The following is a 16758-nucleotide window of genomic DNA, read 5'->3' on the forward strand; positions in this document are numbered from 1 at the left end:
AGAGCCTATGCGGTTCAAGTTAATCATGGCGTTTATTGAAGATGCCAAAACCGATGCGGTGCTCGATGCCGCCAGACAAGCCGGCGCTACCGGCGCCACTATTATTAACAACGCGCGTGGCGAAGGCTTGGTGAAAAAGAAAACCTTTTTAGGGCTGACGCTGGATGTGCAGCGAGACGTGGCCATCTTCCTGGTGGAAGAGCACTTATCACGCGCCATACTCGAAACCATTAATGACGTGGGCGAGTTTGATGCCACCTCCGGCAGTGGCATTGCGGTGCAAATAGATGTGGAAGATGCCGTGGGCGTGGCCCACCAAATGCGAGAATTAACCGAAGTGGTGAAGGACGAGTTATGAAACAACATAAAACGGTAAGAGATGTGATGCATGCCCATGCCGTGTGTATTGATGGGCTCACCACGGTCGAAGAAGCAATCCGCATTGCACGCGAACAAGAAGTGAAAGCGATTATCGTCAATAAACGCGATGAGCATGACGAATTCGGCATTGTGTTAATGAACGATATTGCCAAAAAAGTGCTCGCCAAAAACCGCGCGCCATCACGGGTGAATGTTTATGAAATTATGACCAAACCCGCGCTTAGCGTCTCCCCCAATATGAATGTGAAATACTGCGCCCGTTTATTCGAACGCTTCGGCATCAGCCGCGCTCCTGTTATCGAAAACGGCCAAGTCCTCGGTATGGTCAGTTATAACCTGATCGTGATCTACGGCATGCTCGCCGAAGAAGTAGAGAGCCAGCATAGGAAGGATTAGGGGAGTAGGTAGATGTTTTGTTTGGGAGTTGTTTGTGCACAACTCCTTATGTTAGCGGATATATACGCTATTTATAAATGTTACTCTTTGACTGACTTCATCTAATAGATTTACTATTACATATTAAGTTTATCAATTCAGTGATGAGTCTAAATGGCAACTATACCCTTAAACGAGATCTACCAACACAAACTCAACTTTCTTATCGGTGCGGGAGCCTCCAGTGGTTTATTCCCGACTCTATGGTTGCCTCTCAAAGACTCTGACAATGACAAAAATAATGAAACGATTGAAACGCTCGCAACTAAGCTAGATAACCTTGGGGAGAAGTATAAAAGTCATCATGCTTTGCTGTTTATGTACTATTACGAAAATATTATAAAGCCAGTGTGTGATTTTCATCTTGTCGATATTCGTATTCCTCATGATGATGAATGTACGAACGACGAGCAGTGTGAAGTCTGTAAAAAAATAGAGCGAAGAAAAGGTGTTATCAAAAATTATGCGACTTTCATTGACTCTATAGTAAGGCTGTTGCAACAGAAAAGTGACTTTCAAAGGCGTTGTAACCTTTTTACTACTAACTACGATGGCTGTGTACCATTAGTAGCAGACAAACTGATTAAGAAAGGGAATCTTGAATTCCACATCAATGACGGTTCAAGTGGCTTCCTCGAAAGAACGCTATCAGCGCGAAACTTTAATAATTACGTATGTCAATCAGGGATATTTGGACGAAACTCATCTGATATTCCACAAATCAACTTTATCAATCTACATGGCTCTGTTTATTGGCGTAAATCAAGGGATACTATAAAGGTAGAATACAACTCCCTTGATACTGCCGTTGTCATTCCTGAGCAAGCTAGAGAAAGCCTTGATGAACTCAGTAAAATACTAAACAATGAAAACAAAACAACACAAGATTTACTAGGCCTTAATGTGGAGATTAGTGAAGAAGTTCGAAATGAATTTTGGGAGTCTTACTATAGACTTCCTATTGTAAATCCAACTAAGTGGAAGTTTCACGAGACCGTCTTTGAAGAGCATTATTACCAAATGCTTCGATTGCTTAGCTATCGTTTGGAAGAGAAAAATTCAATTTTAATTAGCTTTGCTTTTTCATTCGCTGATGAACACATCCGTAACTTGATTAAACGTTCACTGTCTAACAGCACTCTACAAGTATTCGTTTGCTGCTTTAATGACAAAGAGCATGAAACTATGCATAGGTACTTTAGTGGTTATAAAAACGTCACACTAATAAAGTTCGACGGTGAAAATTTAGATTTCACTAAATTCAACAAAGCAGTATTCAATGCTGACTTGCTCAGGGATGATGTCTAAATGAGCATTAACGTAGGTGAAGTCATTGCGGTTCGTGGTACTCAAGTCACTCTACGCATCTATGATGAATCAAGCTTGGAAACTATGTTTCACGATGGAAAGAAGTACAAAGGTGTTTCTATACGTGAATACATCGGCATTAAGCGTGGTTTCTGTCTAATCGTTTGTGTCGTTGAAGGTGAATATCTAGATGAGAAACGATTTGAGCTAGACGACACCAAGATCCAATACATCCGTAAGGTAGAAGCAAAACCAATAGGTTACTTTGAACAAGGTAATTTCAAAGACGGCATCAAACTCATGCCAATGATCAAAGATCAGGCCTATCTACTTAATGAAAGTCAGGTTATAAAAGTCTTTAGTCAGGAAAACGATGGAAAGTTCAAGATTGGTACGATGCTTAAAGAAGAACTTCCTGTATTCCTCCCTTGGAATAAGATCTTTAATAGTCATATTGGCATTTTCGGTAACACTGGAAGCGGTAAGTCAAACACGCTTACAAAACTATACGCTGAATTATTCACTAACTTTGAAGATAATCTGAAAGAAAAGAGTCAGTTTCTACTAGTTGATTTTAACGGTGAATACACTGGCAACCAGCTTATTAAAAATGCTGATAACAAGAATTCATTCAAGCTGAGTACTGGAAAGAAAGCTGGAGATAAACTTCCTTTGGCAAGCGCTCAGTTGTGGAACACTGAAATCTTAGCACTACTATTTCAAGCAACTGCCAACACACAAACACCATTCATAAATCGAGTGATTGAAGGAAGAAATAAGTACAAGAATTTAGCGAGTAGCATAAAGAATTATGTTAAAAAAACTTTCGAATTATGCTTCGTGACAACTGCACACAACAATGAATCCTTAATTCATCTTAAAGTAATAGCAAAGCATCTCCAACACGAACCACTTATTCAGAAGCTAAACCAAGTTGGTTGGCGTAACGACAAGTTTGTAATAGATATTGGGCCTTATGAAAGTTGGATATGGTTTGGCAAACAGGAGTCTTTTGATGTCCACATAGCACCACTCATAGATAGAATTAATCTTACGGAAATTGATGAGTTTGACGAGTTAATAGTCCGTATTAACGTTCAACTTCTTAGAGATCTTTTGCGCGGACACATTCAATTTGAGCACATCCAACCTCTATTGAAGAGAGTCGAAAGCTCCGTTTACGATTTAAGAAAAATTTTCACAGTACAAGACACTATCGACGCTGATTTTGAATTACTAAACGTCATATCGCTAAGGGACTGTAATCAGGATGTAAAGAAAGTTGTTCCGTTGTTACTTGCCAAAATGTTTTATCAAAGTCATCGTGATAGCGTGAAAGCCCCACCAGACAAAACTTTGCACTTCATAATTGATGAAGCGCATAACATTTTGTCACATCAATCAAATCGTGAACGAGAAATATGGAAAGATTACAGACTAGAGATGTTTGAGGAGATAATTAAAGAAGGACGTAAGTTTGGAATCTACCTTACTTTGTCTAGTCAAAGACCCGCAGACATATCACCAACAATAATGTCACAATTGCATAACTTCTTTATTCATAGGCTAGTGAACGATAGAGATTTGTTCCTTATCGACAACACAATAAGCACATTAGATAAAATGTCTAAGAGCCTGATACCAAACCTATCCAAAGGTGCATGTGTTGTTACTGGTACAGCCTTCGATTTACCAATAGTCATGCAGGTTGAATATATCGAGAACAAAGGAAGTCGACCTGATAGTGATGACGTTGACCTCGTTGAGCTATGGGGACTTAACGAGGAGAGGAATAACGAAGATTAAGCCATTATTAAAAAGCCGCCAGTTATTGGCGGCTATTGCTATATCTTTTCCATGTGAGCATCGGGTACTGTAGTGGATGAGTAAAATTGGCCACTAGATAAGAGATTTTGCAATGCCTTGAATAATCCGTTATATGCTAATTTAGCAAAAATAATAATAAGGCATTGTCCATTGCCAAGCCATAATGACGTCCGACTTATCCTTTTCGTGTCACTCCACTCAAAACCCGAATTATTTAGTGCGGGCTTGTTCATTTCACAGTATGGCCAGCTGAGTGACATTCTAAATTTGATAGCAGCACCGCAATAGCCACTATGACTTCACTGACTTCGAACCACCAAGCCTCAACTCCATCCCTAACGCATTCACAATCGCGATCAGTGCCTTGAGGGATTGCCTTTTTGGCTGAGAGTACGGTAGAGCGTTTCTCGTGAAAGACCGGTTTGCTTATCAATATCAGCTATTCCTTTGGCACGTGCGATCACACCCAACGCATCGGCGATAAATGCGGGATCGCCCGTTTGCACCGCTTCGTCTAAGTAAGCTTGAAGTACTTCTTGGTTGTCCAAGAACTCTGCTGGGTCAAATGGGGGTGTCGTTATCATCGGTAACCGCTATCACGTTTAGCGCTCTACCGTGATTTGTTTGCGCCATTCCGTCAGCCTGCCAGTAACTCACAATGTCTCTTTTTGCTGTTTTTATGTCGCTTAGTGTCAAGTTTTGACGCTGTATTCCCGACACACTGTGGCCAGTTTAATCAAGCGACAAGAGGCCGAACATGAATCGCAGCGTCATTCTTACCTGCGCCGTTACCGGTGCGGGCGATACCACGGGCAAAAACCCCAATGTGCCAATTACGCCAAAACAGATTGCCGACAACTGTATTGAGGCGGCGCGTGCTGGTGCCAGTGTCGCTCATATTCACGTGCGTGACCCTGAAACAGGCGGCATTAGCCACAATATTGATCACTTCCGTGAGGTGATGGAGCGCGTTCGCGAATCAGACGTCGATATTGTCATGAATATCACTGGCGGTGGCGGCGGTGATTGGGTGCCGGATGCCCAAGACCCAAGCCGTGGTGGCCCGGGCACCGATATGCAAACCCCAGCCGAGCGTCATGCGCCAGTGGGCGAGCTATTGCCTGAGCTGTGTACCCTAGATTGCGGCAGCCTGAACTTTGGCGACATGGTGTACATCAACACTGCTGACTGGCTACGTGAGCAAGCCCGTATGGTGCAGGCTGCTGGCGTGAAAGCCGAGCTGGAGTGCTTTGACTTAGGCCATGTTTGGTTTGCCCGCCAGCTACAAAAAGAAGGTTTGCTTGAGGGCGATCCGTTGTTTCAGCTTTGCTTAGGCATTCCGTGGGGCGCGGAAGCAGACACCGAAACCATGCTGGCCATGCGCAATAAGTTGCCCGAAAACGCCAACTGGGCGGCGTTTGGAATTGGTCGTCATCAGATGCCGATGGTGGCGCAAGCCATGTTGCTGGGTGGCCATGCGCGCGTGGGCTTGGAAGATAACCTCTATTTAGAAAAAGGGGTAATGGCGACCAACGGTGGCTTGGTAGAAAAGGCGAGCACCATTATTGAAAACCTTGGTGGTCGCATTATGACACCCGCACAAACGCGCGCCGCGCTGAAACTGGTTGACCCTAAGACGGGCAAGCCGGTTGAAGGAGGTGACCAATGAGCAAGCAGTTAGCGGTTATCGGCACCGGTGTGATTGGTAATGGCTGGATTGCGCGTGCTTTGGCGCAAGGTTGGGACGTGGTTGCCTATGACCCTGACCCACAAGCGCCCACTCGCACCCGTGCCTTTGTGGCCAATGCCTGGCCATCGTTAGAAAAACTCGGGCTCGCCGACGGCGCAGATCCTGCCCGGTTAACCTTTGTCGATAGCCTTGAGCAGGCGGTGAAAGAGGCCGATCTGATCCAAGAGAATGTGCCGGAGCGCATCGATATTAAGCGTGAGACCTTGGCGGCGATTGATGCTGCCGCGGCGCCAAGCGCGATTATTGGCTCATCGACCTCTGGCTTTAAACCCACTGAGCTGCAGACGGATTGCCATAACCACCCAGGGCGGGTGATGGTGGCGCATCCATTCAATCCGGTGTACTTGCTGCCGCTAGTCGAACTAGTCGGCGGCGAAGCCACTCAATCGGATCATATTGACTGCGCCCATGCACTTTACCAAGCGCTGGCAATGCGTCCCTTGGTGGTTAAGCGCGAAATCGAGGGGCATATTGCTGACCGCTTGATGGAAGCGCTATGGCGTGAAGCCTTGCACCTGGTGAACGACGGGGTGGCCACGACTGAAGAGATTGATGCGGCAGTGGTTTATGGCTGTGGTCTGCGCTGGTCACTGATGGGCACCTTCTTAACCTTCCACTTGGCCGGTGGCGAGCAGGGCATGCGCCATATGCTAGAGCAGTTCGGCCCGGCGCTAAAACTGCCGTGGACCAAACTCGAAGCGCCAGAGCTCACCGATGAGCTGATTGATAAAGTGGTCGAAGGCTGTGAACACCAAGCCGCGGGTCGTCCCGTCTCTGAGCTAGATCGTCGCCGTGATGCGTTTTTGGTCGAGCTTTTAGACTTGGCGCAGAAGTACTGGCCAGAGGCTGAAGGTTTGGAAGGGCGCATCTAATGGCACTGTTAACGATAGACGTCGCGACCGAATGGGTCGATTATAACGGGCACATGAATGATGCCGAGTATGCGCGCGTGTTCTCGCTGGGTGTCGATGCGCTAATGGCCACCATTGGCTTGGATGACGCCGGCCGCACCCAGCATGGCTATACCATTTATACCCTAGAAACCCATTTGTGTTATCGACGTGAGGCGCATCAAGGCCAGACCTTGGTGGTCGACGTGACTGTGTTAGCGCGGGATCAAAAGCGCCTGCACGTGTTTATGCAAATGTGTGATAGCCAAGGTGAGGTGCTGGCCACCAGCGAGCAGATGCTGATGGGCATCGATACGCAAACCGGTCGCCCCGCGCCGTTTCCGGATGCTGTCGCCAGCTTGATTGAGCGGCTGCCTGCCGCATCCGACAATGAGTGGCCCCAGCTTGCTGGGCGTCGCATCGGCCTACCCAGTAGGCAGTGAGCGCGTCGTCACCGAGATGGTGAGCCATCATGAGGTCCCGCCCAGCAGAGCCTGGGCGGATTACGGGATCGCCGGCCCGACTTCCGGCTCAAGGAGGAATCATTATCGCTACTTCAACACCCCCAAACTCACCCCAACGCGGTGACAGCCAGCAGGCTGCTACCTCGACCGATTATATGGTCACCGAGCTTGCGCAAGGTGGCTTCTTCCAAGGCATGCACCGCGGCATGACCATTTGTTCAGCCGTATTGGTACTGGCGTTTGTATTGTTCACAGGATTTCAATCCGAGACGGCCAGTGTCTTGTTTGGCACCACGCGCACCTGGATTGAAAGTACCTTTAGTGGCTACTACCTGGTCACCGTGATGCTGCTATTGACCGTGTGCGGTTTTATCGTTTTCAGCAAGTATGGCAACGTGCGCCTCGGCCCTGATGACAGTCGCCCGGAGTTTAGTAACTTCTCCTGGTTCTCGATGCTGTTTTCTGCCGGCATTGGTATTGGCATCCTGTTTTTTGGGGTGGCCGAACCCATCTTTTATCTCGATAACACCGGTGGATTTGGTTACCCCAACAATCCCCACGCCGATATGGCGGGCGCGGCGGCCATTGGCTATGAGCGCGCGATCGATGCGCTGCGGGTCACCGTGTTCCACTGGGGGCTGCATGGCTGGGCCATCTATGTGATTGTCGGTATGTCGCTGGCGTATTTTGCCTACCGTAAGCAACTCCCTTTGGCCCTGCGCTCGGCGCTTTATCCTTTTATCGGTGATCGTATTTTCGGCGCCTGGGGCCATCTGTTTGACATCCTCGGGGTGCTGGGTTGCGTGTTTGGCGTGGCGACTTCACTCGGGCTTGGCGTGAGTCAAATGGCCGTGGGGCTGGAGCGCTTGATGGGTATCGCCTCTGGCTTATCGACCCAACTGGTGTTGATTGCGGTAATTTCGTTTATCTCGATTGTCTCGGCGGTCTCTGGTGTGCGCCGCGGGATCCGTATTATCTCGCAGATGAATATTTGGGTGTCGGTGTTTGTGGTTGGCGTCTTTTTAATTGGCGGCCCCACACTGTGGCTGTTCGGCGCGTTTGGCGAGACCTTACTCGACTATGCGATTAACTTTATCCCGATGGGGCTGTGGTTTGCCGATGAGCCGGGTACGGTAGATTGGCAGCAGGCTTGGACTATTTTCTATTGGGGCTGGTGGCTTGCCTGGGCGCCGTTTGTAGGGTTGTTTATTGCGCGTATTTCCAAAGGGCGCACCTTGCGTGAGTTCGTGTTGGGGGTATTGTTTGTGCCTACCTTACTGATCTTTGTTTGGTTGGTGATTTTTGGCGGCAATGCTATCTATCAAGAGCTGTATGCCAGTGGTGGTGTGGGCAGTGCCGGCATTATCGACTTGGTTAATGCTTGGGAGCTGCCAGCGGCCTTATTTGCGGCAGCTGATGGCATTGTCGGTACCGGGACGTTCGGCTGGATACTCTCGGCTCTGATGGTGTTCTTGCTGATGAGCTGGTTTGTGACCTCGTCGGACTCGGGCACCTTGGTGCTGACAACCATCTTATCTCTGGGTGACGAGGAGCCGCCGCGGCGTTTCCGTATTATCTGGGGCGTGGTAATTGGCTTGGTGGCGGCGACGCTGCTAATGGCCGGCGGCCTTAAGGCGCTACAGACGGCGTTGATCGCGGCAGCCTTGCCACTGAGCGTGGTGATCCTAGTGATGACTGCCGGGGTGCTGATCTCACTGTTTGGTGAATCGCGCCGCTCGCTAGTGGCGGCGAAAAAATAGCGATTCGCCAAAAAGTAGCGGGCTGCCCAAAAAGAGTGGCTTAGGGCGTCGCCTTGTGACGCTTTGAACGCGATATCCGCTCACTCCGTTACCGATCAAGGTAGTGGGGTGAGCGGCTTTTGTATCTATCTTGCCTTTCTTCTTTTACTGGCTTTGGGCTTTGCGCGTCTGGCGCGGTGACACACCGTAGTGGGTGCGAAACGCGCGGGAAAAACTCGAGCTTGAGCTAAAGCCACACGCCAATCCCACCGATAACACATCAAGATCGGTTTCTTTTAGCAAATAATGGGCACGCTCTAGCCGCAATCCCAAATACCAGCTTCGTGGTGACTGGTTCAGCTCGCTGTCAAAAAGCCGTTGCAGATGGCGAAGCGAGATACCACTGCGCTGAGCCACCTCCGATAAAGGCAGCGGGGATTCTATATGGCGTTCCATCACATCCACCGCTTCGACCAGACGTCGGCGATGGGTGCCTAAACGGCGGGCGAGTGTCATTCGCTGTTGATCACGTCGAGTACGAATGCGCTCGTGCACTAGCTGCTCAGAGACATCGATCGCTAACTGGGTGCCATGGCGACGCGCAATCACATCCAGCGCCATGTCCATCGCCGCTGCGCCCCCTGCGCATGAAAAACGCCGTTGTCCCAGCTCAAATAGCTCATCTGAGGTTTTCACCTCCGGAAAGCGCTCTTGAAACGAGGGCAGGCTTTCCCAATGTAAGGTGACTCGCTCACCCTTGAGCAAGTCGGCAGCGGCAAGCAAAAAGCAGCCGGTATCGAGCCCACCGAGTGCACAGCCTGCCGCATCAAGACGGTGCAGCCAGCGCATTAAGGGGCGGCTTAAATAGGCTTCAGGATCAAAGCCGCTACACACGGCCAGTGAGGGCAGGTCATGCACCGCATCAATGGCTTTGTCGGCCAGCAATGACATGCCGTTAGACGCCTTCACCGGTTTGCCATCCTCACTGATCATTTGCCAATCAAATAGCGGCTTGCCACTGATTTGGTTGGCAATACGCAGTGGCTCGACGGCAGAGAAAAAGGCCATCATCGAGAAGCGGGGCAGTAAAAGAAAGCCGATACATTCTGGCATCGGGCCTGTGTATTCAAGACGCATGACCGCACACCAAGCGTAAAAATAGGGAGGGTATGATGACTGGCCGCCGGTGTGGGGGTCAAGTTAAGGGGGACCGTATTTGTCCCGATACTATCCTTATATGTCCTTTTAGCCACTTTTGAGCGTGTGGTTTAGTGCTTATTATTTCGTCACTAACGCAAAGCATAGTGACACTGGAGCGCAATCATGAAAATCACACAAATTCGTAATGCAACACAAATAATTGAATATGCGGGTAAAAAATTCCTCATTGACCCGATGTTAGCCCCGAAGGGGGCGTACCCCGGCTTTGAAGGCACAGCCAATTCGCACCTATCGAACCCCACCGTTGAATTACCTTTACCGATTGAAAGTATTATTGATGTGGACGCGGTGTTATTAACTCATACGCACCCAGATCACTGGGATGAGGCTGCCGTGAACATAATCCCCAAAGATAAAACGATTTTTGTGCAACATGAGGGGGATGAGGCCATTTTACGCTCTCAAGGGTTTACCAATGTGCAGATCTTTTCTGAAGAGGTTGATTATCATGGTATTTCATTTATCCGCACGGTATGCCAACACGGCTCTGATGCTGCTTTTCAAAATGAACAAATGGCGGACAGACTAGGTGAAGTGACGGGGGTTATCTTCTCGCACGCGACGGAGGAAAAGCTGTATTTGGTTGGTGATACGATCTGGATCCCAAGTGTTGAACAAACCATGATAAAACAACAGCCAGGTGTGGTTATTCTCAACACAGGTTGGGCACATGTCCTTGGTTTCGGCCCTATTATCATGGGTAAGGAAGATGTGCTCAAAACACATCAAGTGCTTCCTGAAGCTAAAATTGTCGCCACACATATGGGAGCAGTGAATCATGCGTTGGTAACAACGCAAGAAATGCGCGCTTATGCAAAAGCAAACATGATCCATGAGTGTGTGTTTGTGCCAGAAGATGGTGAGACAGTGACCCTTTAGGGTGAGTCAATAAAGCATCATAAGATGCCGTGCTGGTGAGCAACACAGAGTAGTGCGTCTTCATTACTCTGTGTTTTAACGATGGAAATGGCCTATGTATCCCACAGACAGTAACAAACTCCCCTCGGTGGCTATTGTCGTTTTTAATCACTTTAGCCCATTTCATATTTCAGTCCCGAGTATTGTGTTTGGGCCTAGCACGTTGAGTGAGGCTTTTTTTGACCTCAAGTTAGTCGCAGGAGAACCTGGTCCCATTCTTTCCGATATTGGTATGGAAATTCATACTGAGCATCAGCTGGATGCGCTAGCGCACAGCGACATCATCGTCATTCCCTATTGGCGAACCATTGATGAACGTCCCAATGAAGCACTGCTTGCTGCGCTTCAACGTGCTCATGCCCGAGGCGCATTCGTTGTTGGTTTATGTCTTGGCAGCTATGTGCTTGCCTATGCGGACTTGCTGGTAGGAAGGCGAGCGTCGACACATTGGGAACTAGAACAAGACTTTAGCCAACGGTTTCCGTGTGTTTTACTGGATACGAATGCCTTGTATGTTGAGGATAATCGCGTGATCACTTCAGCAGGTACGGCTGCCGGGATTGACTGTTGTCTCTATATTTTCCGCAAGCTCTACAGCAGTACCATTGCAAACCGAGTGGCAAGAAGAATGGTCGTGCCGCCATATCGTGATGGTGGACAAGCTCAGTTTATCGACCAACCCATACCGGTGACGTCATCCGATTCTCGTATCAATGCGTTAATGGAGAACATCAGACGTAACCTCAGTCAAAAGCACTCATTGGATGTGCTCGCTGAGTCTGTGATGATGACCCGCCGCACGTTTACCAGAAAATTTAGCCGGGCGACAGGAATGTCATTTGGAGAGTGGTTGACCACCGAGCGACTGAATGTCGCTCAAGATTTGCTTGAATCTACGGACTTATCTATCGAGCAGGTTGTCGAAAAAACAGGCTTTAGCTCGGTGCTTATGTTCAGAGAAAAGTTTAAAGCGCGCTATGAAGTGACGCCTAATCAGTGGAGAAAAGCGTTTTATCGTCAACCCAATAATCAGACCTAAGTGTCAGTTGTGTTGTTCTCTGCATCAAAAAGCCCGCACTTTTCAGTGCGGGCTTAATCATATTTCAATGTGTTGTGCTTAGCGGCTTACCAGCCTTTTACCACGGCGCCGTCAAAGATTTCCATCGCGGCGTTGTAAACCGCATCAGTTTGGTAGGCTTTAACAAAGGTTTTGACGTTTTCTGCGTCGACGTTGTCTTTGCGCGCCACAATCAGGTTCACGTAGGGTGACTCTTTGTCTTCAACAAAGATGCCGTCTTTGTTTGGCGTCAGGCCCACGCCGGCGGCAAAGGTGTTGTTGATGATAGCCAAGTCCACATCTTCCAATGAGCGAGGCAGTTGTGGGGTTTCTAGCTCGATGATTTCCACATTTTTCGGATTCTCAACGATATCCAGTTTGGTAGCGTTGATGCCTGCACCTTCTTTGAGCTTGATGATGCCTTGCTGCTCAAGCAATACCAGTGAACGGCCCAGGTTCGATGGGTTGTTTGGCACCGCAATTTTACCGCCTTCTGGTAGATCCTCGACGCTATCTAGCTTGTAAGAATACGCTGCAATCGGATACACAAAGGTGTTGCCGGCAATCGCGAACTCATAACCACGGTCTTTGATTTGTGCGTCCAAGTACGGTTTATGCTGGAAAGCGTTCACGTCGACCGAACCATCGTCCAGTGCCGCGTTTGGCGAGACGTAATCGGTAAAGGTCACTAGCTCTACATCAAGACCGAGCTTTTTCGCTTCTTTCACCGCATGTTCAGCCACTTGTGCCTCTTCGCCGGCCATCACGCCCACGGTGATGCTGTTATTATCGGTTGCGGCTTGTTCTTTTTCGCCGCAGCCAGTCAGCACCAAAGTTGAGGCAAGGCCAAGGGTGGCGAGTAGCGTTTTAATAGTGGTTTTCATTGTCTGTCTCCCTGTTTGGAACATATTCGTCATTATTGTGTTTGATTTAGCGGTGATCGGCGCGTCGCACCAAGTAATCACCAAAAGATTGAATCGCTTGTACTAAGACCACCAGCATCACAACGGTGATCAGCATGACGGTGGTATCAAAGCGTTGATAGCCATAGCGGATGCCCACATCCCCAAGGCCACCACCGCCGACGGCACCGGCCATGGCTGAGTAGCTCACCAAGGTGACCAAGGTAATGGTGGCGCCATTGATGATGCCCGGCAGTGCTTCCGGTATCAGCACTTTACAAATAATTTGGAGCGGGTTCGCGCCCATCGCTTTGGCCGCTTCTTCTAGCCCTGCCGGTAGTTCCAGTAACGCCCCCTCAACCAAGCGGGCAATAAATGGAATCGCGCCGACGGTAAGTGGCACAATCGCCGCCGCGGTGCCGATTGAGGTGCCAACCACCATGCGGGTAAACGGAATAATCGCCACCAGCAAGATAATAAAGGGGATGGAGCGACCAATGTTCACGATTGCGCCAAGCACCTGGTTAACTTGTGGTTGACCCAGCAAACCACCGGGTTTGGTCACATGCAGTAGCACGCCTAGTGGGATACCAATCACAAACCCCATGATGCCGGAGGCAAATACCATATACAGGGTTTGGCCAGTGGCTTCGAGCAGCAAGTTGATAAGGGCGCTGTTTTCATTGACCCAGTGGGTGAATTGATCAATCAACATAGCCAAGTACCTCCGTGTTGACATGGTGCTTGTTGAGGTAAGTGATGGCGTTTTCAACCGCCTCTTTTGGCCCCATGATTTCTGCAAGCAGTAGGCCGAATTTCACGCCGCCGGCGTAGTCGATATCTGAGCTTAAAATGCTGATGTCGATATCAAACAGACGCGAGATCTGGCTGATTAATGGGTCATCGACCGTTGCACCGGTAAATTCGAGGCGCACCAAGGGGTAGCTGCCTTTAAAGTATTCTTTTTGTAAGCGCTGGGCAAAATCATGCGGCACTGACAAGTCGAGGGTTGAGCGAATAAATTGTTTCGCCAAGTCGGATTTGGGGTGCGCAAAAATCTCGCCCACCGGGCCGGACTCGACCAGTTCGCCATCGCCAATAATAGCGACGTCGTCACAGATACGTTTGACCACGTCCATTTCGTGGGTGATCAGCAAAATGGTGAGGTTGAGCTTTTGGTTGATGGTTTGCAGCAGCGACAAAATCGATTGGGTGGTGGCCGGATCCAGTGCGCTGGTGGCTTCATCACAAAGTAGAACGTTGGGGCTTGGCGCCAATGCACGGGCAATGGCGACACGTTGTTTTTGTCCGCCACTGAGGCTGGCAGGATACACATCACGCTTATCGGCCAAGCCAACCAGATCGAGCAGTTCGCTCACGCGGGTTTCAATCTCATCGCGGCTCGAGCCACTTAGCTCAAGCGGCAGGGCGATATTGTCGAACACGGTGCGTGACGAAAGCAGATTAAAGTGTTGGAAAATCATCCCGATTTTACGGCGCGCTTGGGTCAACTGGCGGTTGGGTAGCGCAGTGAGGTTAGTGCCACCCACTTTGACTGAGCCGCTGGTTGGGCGCTCGAGCAGGTTAACCATCCGGATTAGGGTACTTTTCCCTGCGCCGGAGGCACCGATCACACCAAATACTTTCCCCTTGGGAATAAATAAGTTGATGTCATTAAGGGCATGAATTCGGCGTTCCCCGAGTTCGAATACCTTGTTGAGGTTGGTTATCTCAATCATCACATGTCCTTGGCGATTAATTTGATCACAGCAGACTCACTCAGCGGCTTGTGCCACATTCTTGCTGTCGCTCTGGTTATTGATGCTATGAGTTAGTCAAAATTAAGTCAATGGATATTTTTACTTCTGGACGTCTAAATGGCAATAAGTCCAATCGCTTGGTTATAAACTCAACAGTCAGCTTGATCTCAAACGATAAAGGGCGTTTACTAGAAGCCCCTGTAGTACTTTGTTCTGATTACGCTTTATGCCAACTGCTTTGATTGATACCACCATGCTTTCCTTGTTTATCCCGACCTTTTTCCTGGTGTCCGTGACCCCTGGGATGTGTATGACCCTCTCGATGACGTTGGGAATGACCATCGGGGTTAAGCGTAGCCTGCATATGATGTGGGGCGAGTTAATTGGTGTGGGGCTAGTAGCGATTGCCTCGGTGATTGGGGTGGCGGCCATGATGCTTAACTATCCGTCAATCTTTCAGGTGTTTAAATACGTCGGTGGTGCTTATCTGGCGTTTCTTGGGGTACAAATGTGGCGATCTCGCGGGAAAATGGCGATTCCCGCAGAGGATGATTCCAGCCCCAGTGAGGCATCAGCGTGGTCCTTGGCGACCCAAGGGTTTGTCACCGCGATTGCCAACCCCAAAGGCTGGGCGTTTATGATTTCTCTGTTGCCGCCATTTATTAATCCTAAATTGGCGCTGCCTAGCCAGTTAAGTGTGCTGGTGTTGATTATTTTGCTCACTGAGTTTAGCTGCTTGATGCTTTACGCCAGCGGTGGTCGCACGTTGCGTCGATTTTTGCAGCAACGCGGCAACGTGCAACTGCTCAACCGTGTCGCCGGCACCTTGATGGTGGGCGTTGGCGTTTGGCTGGCGCTGGGATAGGACGTGATTAATCCGTGCCACGCCCGTGATGCTCAGCGACCAAAGCGGTAAAGATCGCTTTGGCGGTGGGGAGAATCGCATCGGGAAAATCATAATCGGGGTTATGTAGCTGTGGATGATGCTCACCACTGCCAATGCCAAATAACGCCCCTGGCCAGCGAGCAAGAAATTCGGCCACATCTTCCGACCAGCGCATGGGCTCGGTGAGCCTGTGAACCGCTAACCCTAACGACTGCGCGGCATTGACCACATGCTGCGTATGGTGTGTGCTGTTCTCGGCCGCGATAAAGGGTTCATGCCAGCTAACATTGACAGTTAATCCTGCCCGAGCCGCCAGCGTGTTCACTTTGTCGACTAAGTCGGCCTTCATGGCGTGAAAGCAGGCGTTGTCATCACTGCGCAAGGTAGCCATCACGGTCGCCTGGCCGGGCGCGACGCCGTAGGCGGGCTCTCCTAACTGAGCGTGAACCAAGGTGACGAGGCTGTTGGCGTCTGGGTAGGCGTCGGGTAGTTGTGTCAGGGTATGCATCACGCCTGTCATCGCACTGGCGGGGCTGATCCCACGCTCTGGGTAGGCGGCATGAGAAGTTTTTCCGTACAGCTCAATAGCGACCCCGGTTGATGCGCAGGCAAAGGTGCCGGGGCGCACCACGATTTGATGCTGATTAAAGCTGGGGAGATTGTGAAAGGCGTAGACGTTATCAATCTGCACGTTGGCAATCTCGGGGGACTCGCACATACGCGCTGCGCCTTCACCGGTTTCTTCGGCAGGCTGAAAGGCGAGCAGCACAGTGCCACGAGCGGGCGGAATGTGGCTAAGCTCGGCGGCGACGGCCAGCAACGCCGCGGTATGACCATCGTGGCCACAGGCATGCATCACGCCTAGGTGCTGGGAGCAGTATGCCTGTGATCCACGCTCTTCAATCGGCAGCGCATCGAAGTCGGCACGTAGCAAGGTGGTGGGCCCTGGTGCCGCGCCTTGAATGGTAACCAGGAGCCCGTGACCGCCGATATCAGTGGCAGGGTGAAAGCCAAATTGCCGCAATTGGGCGGCGATGGTGCGGGCGGTGAGGGCTTCGTGATTAGAAAGCTCAGGGGTTTGGTGCAGGGTATGCCGTAGTGTGACGGGATCGAATTCGTTAGCCATCTTCGACTCCAAAACCAGAATGGATACGCCATGCTAGATCGCGTTTGCATGTCACGTTGTGAACGCAAACGCAAAAAAGCCAGCAACAGGTGCT

Annotated in this window: 17 protein-coding genes; 11 read left to right on the top strand and 6 right to left on the bottom strand. The window is 49.8% G+C overall.

The features are described from left to right. Positions 1–7 precede the first annotated feature (7 nt). The 4 genes from N8M53_RS03935 (at position 8) to N8M53_RS03950 (ending at position 3930) form a co-directional block, all read left to right on the top strand. Entirely contained in the window at positions 8–358 is a 351-nt protein-coding gene (locus N8M53_RS03935; protein WP_069587355.1) for a P-II family nitrogen regulator, read from the top strand. Beyond that, entirely contained in the window at positions 355–777 is a 423-nt protein-coding gene (locus N8M53_RS03940) for a CBS domain-containing protein (protein ID WP_025674526.1), read from the top strand. The genes N8M53_RS03935 and N8M53_RS03940 overlap by 4 nt, the downstream gene beginning before the upstream one ends. 153 nt (positions 778–930) lie before the next feature. Continuing rightward, positions 931–2124 (top strand): hypothetical protein, encoded by a 1194-nt coding sequence (locus tag N8M53_RS03945; protein ID WP_269579556.1) that lies wholly within the window; start codon positions 931–933, stop codon positions 2122–2124. Continuing rightward, positions 2125–3930 (top strand): ATP-binding protein, encoded by a 1806-nt coding sequence (locus N8M53_RS03950; RefSeq protein ID WP_269579557.1) that lies wholly within the window; start codon positions 2125–2127, stop codon positions 3928–3930. A 377-nt stretch (positions 3931–4307) separates the two neighbouring features. Here N8M53_RS03950 and N8M53_RS03955 read toward each other — a convergent pair whose 3' ends face one another. After that, entirely contained in the window at positions 4308–4535 is a 228-nt protein-coding gene (locus tag N8M53_RS03955; protein ID WP_269579558.1) for an addiction module antidote protein, read from the bottom strand. 173 nt (positions 4536–4708) lie between these two features. On the opposite strand from N8M53_RS03955, the gene N8M53_RS03960 reads away from it, so the two are divergent. The 4 genes from N8M53_RS03960 to N8M53_RS03975 are packed head-to-tail and all read left to right on the top strand — an operon-like array spanning position 4709 to position 8815. Beyond that, positions 4709–5620: a 3-keto-5-aminohexanoate cleavage protein gene (locus N8M53_RS03960; protein ID WP_074213135.1), complete on the top strand. Its 912-nt coding sequence runs from the start codon at positions 4709–4711 to the stop codon at positions 5618–5620. Next, a complete protein-coding gene (locus N8M53_RS03965; RefSeq protein WP_269579559.1) occupies positions 5617–6573 on the top strand; it encodes an L-carnitine dehydrogenase in 957 nt (318 codons plus the stop codon). Before N8M53_RS03960 ends, N8M53_RS03965 begins: the two co-directional genes overlap by 4 nt. Beyond that, positions 6573–7034 carry a thioesterase family protein gene (locus N8M53_RS03970; RefSeq protein WP_269579560.1) on the top strand — a complete coding sequence of 154 codons (462 nt, stop codon included), beginning with the start codon at positions 6573–6575 and terminating at the stop codon, positions 7032–7034. The genes N8M53_RS03965 and N8M53_RS03970 overlap by 1 nt, the downstream gene beginning before the upstream one ends. A gap of 29 nt (positions 7035–7063) precedes the next feature. Continuing rightward, on the top strand, positions 7064–8815 hold the full coding sequence (locus N8M53_RS03975; protein ID WP_269579561.1) for a BCCT family transporter: 1752 nt from the start codon (positions 7064–7066) through the stop codon (positions 8813–8815). 144 nt (positions 8816–8959) lie between these two features. Here N8M53_RS03975 and N8M53_RS03980 read toward each other — a convergent pair whose 3' ends face one another. Then, the gene (locus N8M53_RS03980; protein ID WP_269579562.1) at positions 8960–9931 is read right to left on the bottom strand and encodes a GlxA family transcriptional regulator; all 972 of its coding nucleotides are present in this window, start codon (positions 9929–9931) and stop codon (positions 8960–8962) included. Between the two features lie 186 nt (positions 9932–10117). Here N8M53_RS03980 and N8M53_RS03985 point away from each other — a divergent pair, with 186 nt between their 5' ends. Next, complete coding sequence (locus N8M53_RS03985) at positions 10118–10894, top strand: MBL fold metallo-hydrolase (RefSeq protein WP_269579563.1); 777 nt, start codon at positions 10118–10120, stop codon at positions 10892–10894. 94 nt (positions 10895–10988) lie between these two features. Continuing rightward, positions 10989–11972: a GlxA family transcriptional regulator gene (locus N8M53_RS03990; protein WP_269579564.1), complete on the top strand. Its 984-nt coding sequence runs from the start codon at positions 10989–10991 to the stop codon at positions 11970–11972. A gap of 86 nt (positions 11973–12058) precedes the next feature. On the opposite strand, the gene metQ is transcribed toward N8M53_RS03990, so the two are convergent. Genes metQ through metN form a run of 3 tightly spaced genes read right to left on the bottom strand, consistent with a single transcriptional unit; the run spans position 12059 to position 14631 of the window. Next, entirely contained in the window at positions 12059–12874 is an 816-nt protein-coding gene (gene metQ, locus N8M53_RS03995) for a methionine ABC transporter substrate-binding lipoprotein MetQ (RefSeq protein ID WP_046073665.1), read from the bottom strand. Between the two features lie 46 nt (positions 12875–12920). Continuing rightward, positions 12921–13607 (bottom strand): methionine ABC transporter permease, encoded by a 687-nt coding sequence (locus tag N8M53_RS04000; protein ID WP_269579565.1) that lies wholly within the window; start codon positions 13605–13607, stop codon positions 12921–12923. Next, positions 13597–14631: a methionine ABC transporter ATP-binding protein MetN gene (metN, locus tag N8M53_RS04005; RefSeq protein WP_269579566.1), complete on the bottom strand. Its 1035-nt coding sequence runs from the start codon at positions 14629–14631 to the stop codon at positions 13597–13599. Before metN ends, N8M53_RS04000 begins: the two co-directional genes overlap by 11 nt. Before the next feature lie 262 nt (positions 14632–14893). On the opposite strand from metN, the gene N8M53_RS04010 reads away from it, so the two are divergent. Continuing rightward, entirely contained in the window at positions 14894–15517 is a 624-nt protein-coding gene (locus N8M53_RS04010; RefSeq protein WP_269579973.1) for a LysE family translocator, read from the top strand. Positions 15518–15524: 7 nt separating this feature from the next. Here N8M53_RS04010 and N8M53_RS04015 read toward each other — a convergent pair whose 3' ends face one another. Then, complete coding sequence (locus tag N8M53_RS04015) at positions 15525–16664, bottom strand: amidohydrolase (RefSeq protein WP_269579567.1); 1140 nt, start codon at positions 16662–16664, stop codon at positions 15525–15527. Positions 16665–16758 lie beyond the last annotated feature (94 nt).

The organism is Salinivibrio kushneri (genome assembly GCF_027286325.1).
Taxonomy (GTDB): Bacteria; Pseudomonadota; Gammaproteobacteria; order Enterobacterales; family Vibrionaceae; genus Salinivibrio; species Salinivibrio kushneri_A.